Raw genomic sequence first — 13,357 nt, 5'->3', positions numbered from 1 at the left:
AAATATATGAGTCAAGATAGTGCTGAATGGAAAAGCGATGGATATTCCGAGGCCAATAATGGGGAAGGCTTTTGGCAAGGAGTAAAGGATTGCATTCCTTCATTATTGGGATACCTAAGTATCGGTTTTGCTGCAGGGGTCGTCGAAAAAACGTCAGGGTTAAGTATGATTGAAGTGGCACTTATGTCGCTTTTACTTTATGCAGGTTCTGGTCAATTCATAGCTGCGGGGATGATAGCTGCAAGTCATCCAGTATCGGCTATAATTTTCACGATTTTTTTTGTTAACAGTCGTCATCTATTACTTAGTGCTGCATTGGCTCCATATTTCAGGCAGCACAGTTTGAAACAAAACCTGATAACCGGAGCCTTATTAACTGATGAAGCGTTTGGAGTGGCCGTCACGTCGGCACAAAAGAGAAACCAACTTGATTTTCAATGGATGCTTGGTCTGAATCTTGCAGCCTATTTAAATTGGTTCATTGCTAATATGGCCGGCGCTTTCTTTGGCCAATGGATTCCTGATCCAGAAAAATATGGGCTGGACTTCGCCCTGCCAGCGATGTTTATCGGCCTTTTAGTTTTGCAAATATTAAGTAAAAAGGACGTTTTTAAAGATCTCACAGTCGCTTTTAGCAGCGTATTACTCGTTGTTGCAGTAAGTTTCTTCTTTCCAGGCAGTACTGGCGTCATAGTGGCGACTGTTTTAGCTTCAACGATAGGGATGGTGATCGGCAGGTGGAAATAAGCGGATATATTCTTGCTGTCATTGTAGGGGTTTCGATTGTAACTTTCATACCTAGAGTCGTTCCTTTGGTTCTTCTTAGTAAAATGGAGATTCCAAAGTGGGGCATCGATTGGCTAAAGCATGTGCCAGTGGCTGTATTGGCGGCGTTGTTGGCACAAGAACTTCTATTATCGGAACAGATCTTTTCAATTAAGGATAATGCGTTGAATTTGGCCGCGGCTTTACCGGCGTTCCTGGTTGCCATTTTTACGAGGAGTCTTTTGGGGACGGTTATGATTGGTGTTCTATCTTTGATGATATTACGATTTTTCTTTTAATAAGTACTAAACATTTAAATGATAGGCCGATATAACCAGTAATGGATTGCCATTACTGGGTTTTTGTTTTCCAAAGAACATTTGTCATGACCGGCAGCTTTTTGAACTGGTTTCGGATAGGCAAATGACGCTTTTTAATGAACAGTGTAAGCTTGATTATCAAAAAGGGCAGTGGTTACATAAACTATGGTGAATGTACTTCTGAAAAATGATTTTGGTCAGCTGAATTGAAAGCGCTTCTAATTGAAATTGCAACAGCAAATGTTTAGAAAATGGGAGTCTGTCAACAATGGGAATAAGCAAAATAACTATGGAGGTGCTCAATAAATGAATGTGAATGGTGCACTAGAGGTTCTTGATCGCATGCGGCTTCCTAATGGCGCATATACAGCAAGCGTTTCCGATGATTATAATTATGTCTGGATTAGGGATGTCGTTTATACAGTAATGCCTTTTATAAATGATCCATCCAATCGTTACGAGAAAGCATATCATGCTTTATTCGACTTATTTCAATCCTATGAGTGGAAGATAGATATTCATACGGAACAAAAACCCCAGTTTCTATTTGAACATATCCATTCAAGGTATTCCACTGAGCTTAAAGAACTGCCCGATGAGTGGGGCCATGCCCAGAATGATGCGATAGGGGCCTTTTTATGGGGTGTCGGTGAAGGATATAGGAATGGTAAAAAGGTGATTAGAAATCAACGTGATTTACAAATTGTTCAAAAGTTGGTCAATTACTTGGAATGCCTGCATTATTGGCAGTCGGAAGATAACGGGATGTGGGAAGAAAATATAGAAATCCACGCTTCAAGCATAGGTGCATGTGTTGCTGGTTTGAATTCTGTCAAAATGCTGGTCAACGTTAAGGAAGAACTGATTAAAAAAGGAGAAGAAACCCTTCGTTTCTTGCTTCCAAGGGAAAGCTATTCAAAAGAGACGGATTTAGCCCTTTTATCCTTAATTTATCCTTATCGGCTGGTAGACCGTGAAATAGCACTTAAAATATTGAAGAATGTCACAGAGCGCCTTGAAAGAACAAATGGTTGTATAAGATATGAAATGGACCTTTATTATAATGCCGGTCAAGAAGCGGAATGGTGTTTCGGGCTTCCGTGGTTGGGCTTATGCTACCTTGAACTTGGAATGATGAATAAAGTTAAGGAATATATAGATAAAACGAAAATGATCATACCGGATAATTGGGAAGTACCAGAATTATATATAGGGGGCAGTAATATTCCAAATAAGAATACTCCTTTGGCATGGTCAGTTTCATTGTCCTATTTATTTTTGACGAAGACTTCCATGATTCGAACTGAACAAATAACATGAAGCATTCATACATGATACCTTAAAGCTCTTTCCAAAAAAATGGGGAGAGCTTTTATTGGTATAATAATATTTTTACAATAAATGTATATTTTTCTTTAAAAAATGTTTTAATCTACAAAAAAACGGCTATTTATAACAATATCTTCACCTCCATTTGAAGGATTAATATCATTTTCAGCGAATATATATAATAACTGGGGAAGGATAGGTAAAAAACTATCGAGTTAATACTGATGGAGGGGTTTTATTGAGTACAATTATTGACCAGCTACAAGAGATTTATCCAAGCGATTTCGATTTGTATTTGTTTCATGAAGGCACCCTTTATGAAAGCTATAAAATGCTTGGGGCACACATTGTAACATCATTAGGTAAAGAAGGAGTACGCTTCGCCGTTTGGGCCCCCCATGCCAAGCAAGTTTCAGTAGTCGGTAATTTTAATAATTGGGACGGAAAAGATCATGCGATGAAACGGATCGAGCGATCAGGTATCTGGGTGTTGTTCGTACCAGGACTACAAGAAGGGGAACTCTATAAATACGAAATACATACACCTGGAAATAAACGAATCCTAAAAGCCGATCCATATGCCTTTTATTCGGAAGTCAGACCAAATACAGCCTCGGTCATTAAAAGGCTGGATAATTTTGAATGGCAAGATTCGAAGTGGATAGCTGATAGGAAAAAGGAAAATATTTATCATAAACCCATGTCTATTTATGAAGTGCACCCAGGAACATGGAAACAGAAAGAAGATGGCGAGTTTTATTCGTACCGTGAATTGGCTGATAGATTGATTGATTATGTGATTGATAATAGTTTTACACATATTGAAATCATGGCCATAATGGAACACCCATTTGATAAATCGTGGGGATACCAAGTCACGGGCTATTATTCTGTAACCAGTCGTTACGGCTCACCGGAAGATTTTAAATATTTAATTAACCTTTGCCACCAAAAGGGCATAGGTGTAATTCTTGACTGGGTTCCCGCCCATTTTTGTAAAGACGCGCATGGACTTTCCCGTTTCGATGGTACGCCTCTCTATGAACCAATTGATCATACTAGAGCAGATCGCCCTTTATGGGGGACATACAACTTTGATTTCACCAAACCGGAAGTAATCAGTTTCCTTATATCAAATGTTATGTTTTGGATGGATGTATACCATATTGATGGGATCCGTGTCGATGCGGTATCTTCAATGGTTTACTTAAATCATGATAATCCATTGCCGATCAAGCTGAAAAACCAGTTTGGCGGTGAGGAAAACCTGGAAGCCATACAATTTTTGCAAAAACTTAACGAAGTGGTTTTCAAGAAATATCCCAATGCATTAATGATGGCTGAAGAAGCAACAGACCGGCCACTTATAACATCTCCTACCGATATAGGCGGCTTGGGCTTTAATTACAAATGGAATATGGGATGGACTAACGATATCCTTCGTTATATGAAACTTGAAACGGGGGAAAGGCCAAATCATCATAGTCTCTTAACATTTTCTTTTTTCTATGCTTTTTCAGAAAATTTCGTATTGCCCTTTTCACATGATGAAGTGGTTCATGGCAAGAAGTCTTTATTGAATAAGATGCCAGGTGACTATTGGCAGAAATTCGCCAATCTACGCTTACTCTTTGGGTATTTCATGACACATCCTGGAAAGAAGCTTCTATTTATGGGCGGTGAATTTGGCCAGTTCATAGAATGGAAAGATGAGGAACAATTGGATTGGCTACTTTTGGAATATGAATCCCACGAAAAGCTGGCCTATTACTTCCGTACCCTTCAGGATTTCTATAGGCAATCATCCTCACTATGGAGACTGGATCATGTCCAGGAGGGATTTGAGTGGATTGATCCTAACAATAGTAAACAGAGTATCATTACCTTTATGAGAAAAGGGAAACGCAAAGGCGATTATTGCATTGTTGTCTGTAATTTTTCCGCGGAGGCTCATGCTCAATATCAAATAGGGGTACCATCCCAGGGAAAATATATAGAGGTTTTCAGCAGTGATTCAGCAGCTTTCGGAGGATCGGGTAAGATCAATGAAGAACCCATTAATGTCAAAAAGGAACCATACCATAATCAACCATTCAGCATGGAAATAACAGTACCTCCATTAGGCATTTCTATTTTTATGAAGCAAACAAAAAAAAGACGGGGGAGAGTGAACGAATAATGGGAGCGAAAAAATGGATAGCAATGTTATTGGCAGGAGGCCAGGGTTCAAGGTTAGGTGAATTGACAATCGGTTTGGCAAAACCAGCTGTTCCCTTTGGCGGTAAATATAGAATCATCGATTTTCCATTAAGTAACTGCACTCATTCTGGTATTGATACGGTTGGGGTACTGACCCAATACCAGCCATTGATTCTAAATGATTATGTTGGTAATGGCAAAGCTTGGGACCTTGATCTGGATGTTGGCGGAGTTTCCGTACTTCCCCCTTATCAAGGGAAAGAAGGCGGTGAATGGTATAAAGGGACGGCAAACGCCGTTTATCAAAATATCCAATATATTGATAACTATGATCCGGAACATGTACTGATTCTCTCTGGTGACCATATTTATAAGATGGATTACAGTAAAATGCTGGATTATCACATCGAAAAAAATGCAGAGGCAACTATAGCTGTGATTCAAGTCCCATGGCAGGAAGCAAGTCGTTTCGGGATCATGAATACCAATGATGATGATAAGATCACTCAATTCGATGAAAAACCAAAGTATCCAAAGAGTAACCTTGCTTCAATGGGAGTTTACCTTTTCAAGTGGAAAACCCTAAGAAAGTATTTAATAAATGATGAAAAGGATGAAAATTCTTCCAATGATTTCGGCAGCAACATCATTCCAAAGATGCTTGAAGACCGAAAAAAGCTATATGCCTATCGTTTTAATGATTATTGGAAAGATGTTGGAACGGTCGAAAGCCTTTGGCAGGCACATATGGACTTATTGGAGGACACGCCAAATTTCCAGTTGGATGATCAGCAATGGAAAATTTTTGCCCGCAATGCAAATCATCCGCCGCAATATATATCGCCGGATGCCGAGGTCAGTCAGTCGCTTATCAATGAAGGCTGCATGATACATGGGAAAATTGAACATTCGGTATTATCCTATAATGTTCAGGTTGGCTATGGGTCAACCATAAAAGATTCAGTCATCATGCCTAATGTCACGATTGGTGAAAACGTTCATATAGAAAGAAGCATCATAGCCAGCAATTGTGTTATAGAAGATGGTGCCATAGTTGGCAATTCAGCGATTACATCCGATATTACCTTAATTGGTGAAAATCAGACCATTATCAATCCAAACAAGAAAAAGATCACTCACTCTTAACTAGAAAAAGGGGAAGATGCTATGGAAAATGTGTTGGGTATTATTAACTTAATCAACGAAAGACAACATTTAAAAGATCTGACTGCGCACCGAAATGTAGCATCCGTGCCATTTGGTGGACGCTACCGTTTGATTGACTTCACGATGTCGAATCTCATTAATGCAGATGTATCAAAAGTAGCCGTTTTTCCAAAAGAAAAGTATCTTTCTGTTATGGATCATCTTGGCTCAGGTAAAGAATGGAACTTGGCACGGCGTTCAGGAGGCTTATACATCCTGCCCCCTATCCATCCGGATGAAACGGTAACGGGTGATATGAAACAATTTCATGATCATCTTAAATTTTTCGAACGTGCAGAGGCAGATACTGTCATCATTTCACCTGGAAGCCATGTATGTAAATTGGATTTTAATGAAGTGCTTGATTATCACAAAAAACAAAAAGCGGATATCACAGTCGTATATAAGGATTATGTAGGGGAATTGATAGAAAAACCAATCTATCACACTTGCTCGGTGAATACGGATGAAGACATTACCGACATTAGCTTTTATACCATCCCTAGACCTGGTGACCATGTTTGTCTAGAAACCTTCGTCATAAGTAAAACGCTATTGGTGAACTTGATCAAAAGCTGTGTTGCCAGTGGGGAATATGACTTTTTGAAAGACGCTGTGAAAGCAAATCTTCATCGCTTTACAGTCAAAGGCTATAATTTTACTGGAGATATGCCATTCATCCATTCCATTGAAAGCTTTCATTCCAGTAATATGAATTTCCTGAACCCTTCGGTAATCCGTTCTTTCTTTGGGGATACTTGGGATGTTTATACAAAAATCAAACATGAGGCACCAACCAAATATTCAAGTTCTTCGAAGGTGACTAATTCATTGATTGCCAACGGTTGTGATATTGAAGGGACTGTCGAAAACAGTATACTCTTCCGTGGGGTAAAGGTGAAAAAGGGTGCTATTATAAGAAATAGCATCATCATGCAAAAAGGCGTGATTGAAGAAGGGGCCATCGTTGAAAATGTCATAACTGATAAAGAAGTGAGAATTACTACTGAAAAATCAGTAATTGGATTAAAACAGCCTACTGTAATAAAAAAAGCGGAAATAATTTAATAGAGGAGGTGCGGCAATGAATGTTGTATTTGCTGCTTCAGAATGCGCCCCTTTTATAAAAACGGGAGGGCTCGGAGACGTTATAGGCGCGCTCCCGAAAGCGCTGAAAAAACAGGGAGTCCATGTAAGTGTCATCCTTCCTAAATATGGGGATCTTCCTAACCAATTCAAACAGGAATTGGAACATATGACGAGTATTGAAGTTCCTGTTGGTTGGCGCCAGCAATTCTGTGGCATCGAAAAACTTGTTGCTAATGGAATTACATATTATTTTCTGGATAATGAATATTACTTCAAAAGACATGGTAGTTATGGTTTCTTTGATGATGGCGAAAGGTTCGCCTTCTTTTCCCGTGCAATTTTAGAGGCTTTACCTTATTTAGAAGTAAAGCCGGATGTCATACATTGTCATGATTGGCAAACCGGCCTTGTCAGCGTTTTGCTGAAAGCTCATTATAGTAATCATCCATTCTATCGGGACATTAAAACGATATTTACTATACATAATTTACGCTATCAAGGAGTTTATCCTAAAGCTGTTTTAGCTGAATTACTCGATTTGAGTGAGTTATATTTTAATATCGATGGTCTTGAATTTCATGGAAATGTAAGCTATTTGAAAGCCGGCCTAGCTTTTTCTAACATTGTCACAACTGTAAGCCCAAGTTATGCAGAAGAAATACAAAGTCCTTATTTCGGGGAAAATCTTGATGGGTTTTTACGCAAGAGAAATGGCGACCTTAAAGGAATTATCAACGGAATCGATTATGAGGAATATAATCCGGCGGAAGATGAACATCTTGCTGTTCCATTTGATTCCTATGAGGGCAAAATGGAGAATAAGCGTCAGCTACAGGAATCGCTGGATCTACCTGTAAATGATCGGGTCCCGGTTCTATCCATGGTAACCAGGCTTGTTGATCAAAAAGGAATTGATCTTATTCTCCATGTTTTTCATCAAATGATGAACCAAGGAGTTCAATTCATTCTTTTAGGTACGGGTGATGAGCAATATGAATCGGCATTTCGCCATTTAGCTGACCAATATCCAAATCAGGTATCAGTCAATACATATTTTGATGAGGGTTTAGCAAGAAGGATATATGCAGGCTCTGATTTATTCCTTATGCCGTCACAATTCGAACCATGTGGTATCGGGCAGCTTTTGGCGTTGCGTTATGGTACTCTGCCTTTAGTGAGGGAAACTGGCGGACTACGTGATACGGTCATACCGTATAATCAATTTACTGGTGAAGGCAATGGCTTCAGTTTTACGAATTATAATGCACACGATATGCTTCATACCATTGAGCAATCTGTTGGACTATACAAATTCCAGCCGAAAAGATGGAGGAAAATGGCCGAAAGTGCAATGAAGTTAGACTTCAGTTGGACATCATCTTCCTTAAAGTACATTGAGCTGTATGATAGTTTGATTCCTGTCATGAAGTGATAATTGTATAGGTAATACACAAAGCACTTGCGAATATTATTTTCGTAAGTGTTTTGTTTCTTTTACCATCATATATGGGTATATGTATAGATATATATAAATATTGTTGTGTAGGAGAATGAAAAGATGAAAAGAAGAAGAATGGAATTTGTATTTTTATTTATTTTAATCGCTTCACTCTATATGATCCTGTTCACTCAAGTTAGCTTCGACGTGAAGCTATTTTTTATTGGATTATATATTTTGGTCATGTTTATTACTATATTTTCACTGATGCTTGAAAATAGATTTGCCCACGAGACCCTTTTGTGGATGTATGTGCTTTTGTTTTTCCCGGTATTTGGATATGTATTTTATCTATTCTCAGGTCAGCTCTATATAAAGGGATATTTATTTCGAAGTAAAAGGAAAAAAGATCGTGAAGAATGGAAGAGTCTTGTCACACAGGTATCATCTCCAGATTTATCGTTCTTGAATAATCATCAGCAATCATTCGCAGCTTTTGCCAAAAATGCTTCTGAGACCATCATTAGTACATCATCGCAAACGGAAGTATTGAAAAATGGTAATGAAACGTTTACAGAAATCATAAAACAGTTAAAAAAAGCTGAGAAATTCATCCATATTGAATATTATATTTTTCGATCCGACAGGCTTGGTACTGAAATTATTGATATCCTTATTGAAAAAGCAAAAAATGGTGTGGAAGTTTTATTCATTTTTGATGCAGCCGGAAGTTTAAGCCTTGCAAAGAATGAAGTTAAACGGATGAAAAATGCGGGGATAAAAGCATATCCTTTTTCGCCACTGAAACACGGATTCTTCAATCAAAAGTTTAATTTCAGGAATCACCGTAAAATCATCATCATAGATGGGGAAGTTGGCTTTGTTGGAGGTTTAAACGTAGGAGAGGAATATTTAGGCCGAAATAAAAACATTGGTTTTTGGAGAGATACACATATGGTACTTAAAGGTGAAGCGGTATTTATGCTTCATACTGTTTTCCTTTTGGATTGGGAATATGTCAGCGGGGAAGATGTATTGCAAGAACGTCCAGAATTCAAGAATAAAGTGGAACAAGGGGATGGAGCTGTTCAGGTGGTAGCAAGCGGACCTGATACACAACAGGGAATCATGAGTGATTATTACTATTCACTTATCACAAATGCAACTGATTCAATCTGGATTGCAAGTCCATACTTCGTACCAAATCAAGCGATCAGGGCAGCCATTAAACACGCCGCAATTAAGGGGATACAGGTAAGGCTTATGGTTCCGGCAATAAATGATGGGTTTTTAACCCAATATGGGAGTCGCTCTTATTTCGGGGAGCTTCTACAATTCGGTGTAGAGGTTTATTTGTATAAAAAGGGTTTCCTACATCAGAAACTTATTATCGTTGATGGTGATATGGCTTCCATAGGAACGGCAAATATGGATATGAGAAGTTTTCATCTGAATTTTGAAGTCAATGTCTTTCTTATGGGCAGCCGTTCCATTGAAGATCTCATCATTCATTACAAAGTGGATATGATGGATAGTGACAAACTAGATCCTATCGGGTATAACAAGCGTGGTTTACTGGAACGTTCAAAAGAATCATTTGCCAGATTGTTTTCTAATGTACTCTAATGGGAAAAATAGCAGATAAATAGTATAGTTGAAATGTAAAGAAATTAATTGGCCATAAGGAGAATTAAAGAAAATATGAAATTGGTTTCCTGGAATGTGAATGGAATAAGGGCTTGTGTAAAAAAAGGATTTTTAGATTACTTTAAAGATGTGGATGCAGATATTTTTTGCCTTCAAGAAACTAAGCTACAAGAAGGGCAGATTTCACTTGAGTTGGAAGGGTACCATCAATATTGGAATTATGCATTGAAAAAAGGATATTCCGGTACGGCAATTTTCACGAAGGAAAAACCGCTTTCCGTTAAATATGGTGTAGGGGAGCTGGACGAGGAGCCGGAAGGCAGGATCATAACACTGGAATTCGAGAAATTTTATATGGTGAATGTTTATACACCCAATGCAAAAAGGGATCTATCCAGGCTGAATTACCGTCTTGAATGGGAAGATGAGATGATAAATTATCTTAAAGAACTGGACTTGGTGAAGCCGGTTATCTTTTGTGGGGACCTTAATGTCGCGCATCGGGAAATAGACTTAAAAAACCCAAAAACCAATATAGGGAATTCCGGTTTCACTAACGAAGAGCGAGGAAAAATGACTGAATTACTTGATGCAGGGTTTATCGATACTTTTCGCCATTTTTATCCGGACCGGGAAGATGCCTATAGTTGGTGGTCATATATGGCTAAAGTGAGAGAGCGGAATATCGGGTGGAGAATCGATTATTTCATTGTTTCACAACGTATGGCGGATTCTTTAATAGAGGCTAACATTCACTGCGATGTCATGGGCAGCGATCATTGTCCTGTTGTCTTGGAAACAAACCTCTAAATCGAATAAATTCGGTTAAATGGGGATACTAATGGTTATCCATATTCATCAGGAGGTTAGATTATGAACACATTTATCGTAGGCTTTCATCAGGAAGATAATGTAGACAGCATGCAAGTGCAAAAATTGACGTCGGCCGAGTTTGAAAAATCAACATCACGCGGTTTTCGCAGATTATTTGAACTGGATACAAATATCGGGTATTTCGTTTTTTTTGATGCTGAAGATGATGAGGGTGATTTATCCCATCTTGTTTTACAATATGAAGAAGATAGTCAGGAACCAAGTGATTGTTACTCCTTTACTAAAAATGATTTTTATGAGTTCATGGCACTTTATTTACAAGGGATGGATGAAGTGGAAGTGGAGGATGAAGAAGATGATGACAATGAAGAGTATGGACCTATCCACCATCTTGCCCATTTGATGTTTCATATTGTTGAAGAAGGAAAATCCGTAAAGCCTTAACGGGCGAATAATGAGATGAAAGGTACTTGTGAGCTTTGTGATAGGGATGAGATAGAACTGACCATCCATCATTTAACACCTAGAGAATTAGGCGGCAGCCATTTACCCATTGCCTATCTCTGTAAATCTTGTCACAAACAGATTCACGCCCTGTATTCAAACCGAGAGCTGGCTATCCGGCTATATTCCGTGCTTTTGCTGAAAGATGATGAAGCATTAAAAAAATACTTAAAGTGGATTAAAAAACAACCGGTAACGAGGGCAGTGAAAATTAGGAAATCAAAAACGAAATAATGCAAAAGCCCATCTTTTAAAGATGGGCTTTTGCATTTCATTCAGCTTGCTTTATTTTTCAACCGGTCCAACAAAAACCCACCTTTAAAAAAACGAGGTTCATATGAAATGATGAAAGCTTTAGGTTCAAACTTTTCTACGGTTGCTATCAATTCTTGTTCCCGATTGCGTTTTGTCAAAATTTCCATGCGATAACGGTTGCTATCCCTGCCCTCGCCCGTATAAAGAGTTACACCAAATCCGTTGTTCCTCAGTGTATCTACCAAATGTTCATTTTTGGTTTGCGTATTAACGGTTACATTAATAAAACCGATAGCAAGTTTTTGCTCAATTTTCGTACCAAAAATTATTCCGATTCCAAAACCGACTGCATATACAACCATGGCGAGTATGCTTTGGTCACCGCCAAATACCAGGGATAAACCAAAAACGTATATTAACATTTCTGCTATACCAAGTATCGAGGCAAGTATGGTAATATTTTTCACTAAGAAAATGGTTCGCAACGTGTAAATCGGAACATAAATAAGTTGTAATAATAGAATCAGAAGTATTTCTTTCACTTGAGCACCTCACCAACATCTTCTTGTTTGATTAGACGTTTCAACTTGGGGATTGTTCATTCCATAAGTAACATCTTCCATAATCTAACCACAATCTAATAGCGGAATTCAATGGGGAATATTATGTATTTTTTGTGTCATTCACACCGACACAGAATTAAAATCCCTTAAGGTTTTTCAATATTCTTTTTTTTGTTAATTTGGTATCATTATCCTTATTAAATCATATGGGGGAATGATTATGTTTAATTATGATGGTCGGATATTCAAAGCTAAAGTCAATTCTGAAAATGGAGAAGTGTCGGGAAATACTTCTTTCCACTATTCACAAGATGGCTCAATTCTTTCAGCAAGTTATCAGGGCGGAGAGATTGTAAAAGGGACATTAATAGGGCTTGTCAATCTGGATGGATCTCTGGAATTCAGGTATAATCATATCAATGAAAAAGGGGAAATTAGAGGAGGCAGCTGCCTTTCCACCCCTGAAATGCTGCCTGATGGAAGGATACGTTTGCATGAAAAATGGAAATGGTCAGATCTCGAACAGACTGAAGGACATTCCATCATTGAAGAAGTGAAAAAATAACAATTTACTTAGAGGGGTTTGAGGACAATTACTACTATTTGTTTAGTGCGGCATGGTCAAACAGATTGGAATGCACTAGGGAAACTGCAGGGACAGACTGATATTCCATTAAATGAACTTGGAAAGTTACAGGCACGGCAATGCGGTGAATTCTTGTCAAAAGATGAATGGGATGTAATTATTTCAAGCCCTCTAAAAAGGGCAAGGGAAACGGCCGATATCATTTCGCATTATATGGAAGTCCCGGTTATTGAAAAAGTGGAATTTATTGAAAAGAACTTTGGCGTCGCTGAAGGAATGACAGCAGCTGAAAGGGAGGCAGCATTCGTGAATAAAGAATATCCTGGTCAAGAAAATCAGGATGCTTTACGAAAAAGGCTGATGAATGGTCTCCAGGAAATTCAGAACGAGTATCCTGGGAAGAAAGCTATACTTGTTGCACATGGTGCCGTCATTCATTTTATTTTACGCTTGATGTCAAACGAGTCAATCGTATCCAACGAAATGCGATTGTTCAATGCATGTTTGAGTACAATTAGATTCGAAGTCGACTCATGGATCATTGATGATTTCAATCAAGTAAAACATTTATCTTAGTCCTATTGAGCTTGCTTAGAGTAAAGAGGATATGGGCGAAAGTAAG

14 protein-coding genes are annotated in these 13,357 nt (G+C 38.4%); 13 read left to right on the top strand and 1 reads right to left on the bottom strand.

The window, feature by feature from the left end; genetic code table 11:
• The first annotated feature begins 6 nt into the window (after positions 1-6).
• The 11 genes from ACQKNS_RS18910 to ACQKNS_RS18860 all read left to right on the top strand — a co-directional run bounded on the left by ACQKNS_RS18910 (position 7) and on the right by ACQKNS_RS18860 (position 11,565).
• Positions 7-747, top strand: a complete 741-nt coding sequence (locus tag ACQKNS_RS18910; RefSeq protein WP_427644826.1) for an AzlC family ABC transporter permease — start codon at positions 7-9, stop codon at positions 745-747.
• On the top strand, positions 738-1,064 hold the full coding sequence (locus tag ACQKNS_RS18905) for an AzlD domain-containing protein (protein WP_427644825.1): 327 nt from the start codon (positions 738-740) through the stop codon (positions 1,062-1,064). Before ACQKNS_RS18910 ends, ACQKNS_RS18905 begins: the two co-directional genes overlap by 10 nt.
• Before the next feature lie 327 nt (positions 1,065-1,391).
• A complete protein-coding gene (locus tag ACQKNS_RS18900; RefSeq protein WP_427644824.1) occupies positions 1,392-2,405 on the top strand; it encodes a glycoside hydrolase family 15 protein in 1,014 nt (337 codons plus the stop codon).
• A gap of 247 nt (positions 2,406-2,652) precedes the next feature.
• Positions 2,653-4,593 (top strand): 1,4-alpha-glucan branching protein GlgB, encoded by a 1,941-nt coding sequence (gene glgB, locus ACQKNS_RS18895; protein ID WP_427644823.1) that lies wholly within the window; start codon positions 2,653-2,655, stop codon positions 4,591-4,593.
• Positions 4,593-5,759, top strand: coding sequence for a glucose-1-phosphate adenylyltransferase (locus ACQKNS_RS18890; RefSeq protein WP_098369561.1), 1,167 nt, complete (start codon positions 4,593-4,595; stop codon positions 5,757-5,759). The genes glgB and ACQKNS_RS18890 overlap by 1 nt, the downstream gene beginning before the upstream one ends.
• A 21-nt stretch (positions 5,760-5,780) precedes the next feature.
• On the top strand, positions 5,781-6,887 hold the full coding sequence (glgD, locus tag ACQKNS_RS18885) for a glucose-1-phosphate adenylyltransferase subunit GlgD (RefSeq protein ID WP_427644822.1): 1,107 nt from the start codon (positions 5,781-5,783) through the stop codon (positions 6,885-6,887).
• Between the two features lie 16 nt (positions 6,888-6,903).
• Positions 6,904-8,340, top strand: a complete 1,437-nt coding sequence (glgA, locus tag ACQKNS_RS18880; RefSeq protein WP_427644821.1) for a glycogen synthase GlgA — start codon at positions 6,904-6,906, stop codon at positions 8,338-8,340.
• A 126-nt stretch (positions 8,341-8,466) separates the two neighbouring features.
• On the top strand, positions 8,467-9,972 hold the full coding sequence (gene cls / locus ACQKNS_RS18875; protein WP_427644820.1) for a cardiolipin synthase: 1,506 nt from the start codon (positions 8,467-8,469) through the stop codon (positions 9,970-9,972).
• 75 nt (positions 9,973-10,047) lie between these two features.
• A complete protein-coding gene (locus tag ACQKNS_RS18870) occupies positions 10,048-10,803 on the top strand; it encodes an exodeoxyribonuclease III (RefSeq protein ID WP_427644819.1) in 756 nt (251 codons plus the stop codon).
• Positions 10,804-10,866: 63 nt separating this feature from the next.
• Positions 10,867-11,271 (top strand): cytosolic protein, encoded by a 405-nt coding sequence (locus ACQKNS_RS18865; RefSeq protein ID WP_427644818.1) that lies wholly within the window; start codon positions 10,867-10,869, stop codon positions 11,269-11,271.
• Between the two features lie 15 nt (positions 11,272-11,286).
• On the top strand, positions 11,287-11,565 hold the full coding sequence (locus ACQKNS_RS18860) for an HNH endonuclease (protein WP_427644817.1): 279 nt from the start codon (positions 11,287-11,289) through the stop codon (positions 11,563-11,565).
• A gap of 41 nt (positions 11,566-11,606) precedes the next feature.
• On the opposite strand, the gene ACQKNS_RS18855 is transcribed toward ACQKNS_RS18860, so the two are convergent.
• Positions 11,607-12,128: a DUF2179 domain-containing protein gene (locus ACQKNS_RS18855; protein ID WP_427644816.1), complete on the bottom strand. Its 522-nt coding sequence runs from the start codon at positions 12,126-12,128 to the stop codon at positions 11,607-11,609.
• 241 nt (positions 12,129-12,369) lie between these two features.
• On the opposite strand from ACQKNS_RS18855, the gene ACQKNS_RS18850 reads away from it, so the two are divergent.
• Together ACQKNS_RS18850 and ACQKNS_RS18845 are read left to right on the top strand one after the other, a co-directional pair.
• The gene (locus tag ACQKNS_RS18850) at positions 12,370-12,714 is read left to right on the top strand and encodes a n-acetylglutamate synthase (RefSeq protein ID WP_427644815.1); all 345 of its coding nucleotides are present in this window, start codon (positions 12,370-12,372) and stop codon (positions 12,712-12,714) included.
• Positions 12,715-12,741: 27 nt separating this feature from the next.
• Positions 12,742-13,311, top strand: coding sequence for a histidine phosphatase family protein (locus ACQKNS_RS18845; RefSeq protein ID WP_427645138.1), 570 nt, complete (start codon positions 12,742-12,744; stop codon positions 13,309-13,311).
• Positions 13,312-13,357: the final 46 nt, after the last annotated feature.

It is taken from the genome of Peribacillus sp. NPDC094092 (assembly GCF_050279365.1).
Lineage (GTDB): Bacteria > Bacillota > Bacilli > Bacillales > DSM-1321 > Peribacillus.
This window is presented reverse-complemented; position numbering and strand designations above follow the sequence as displayed.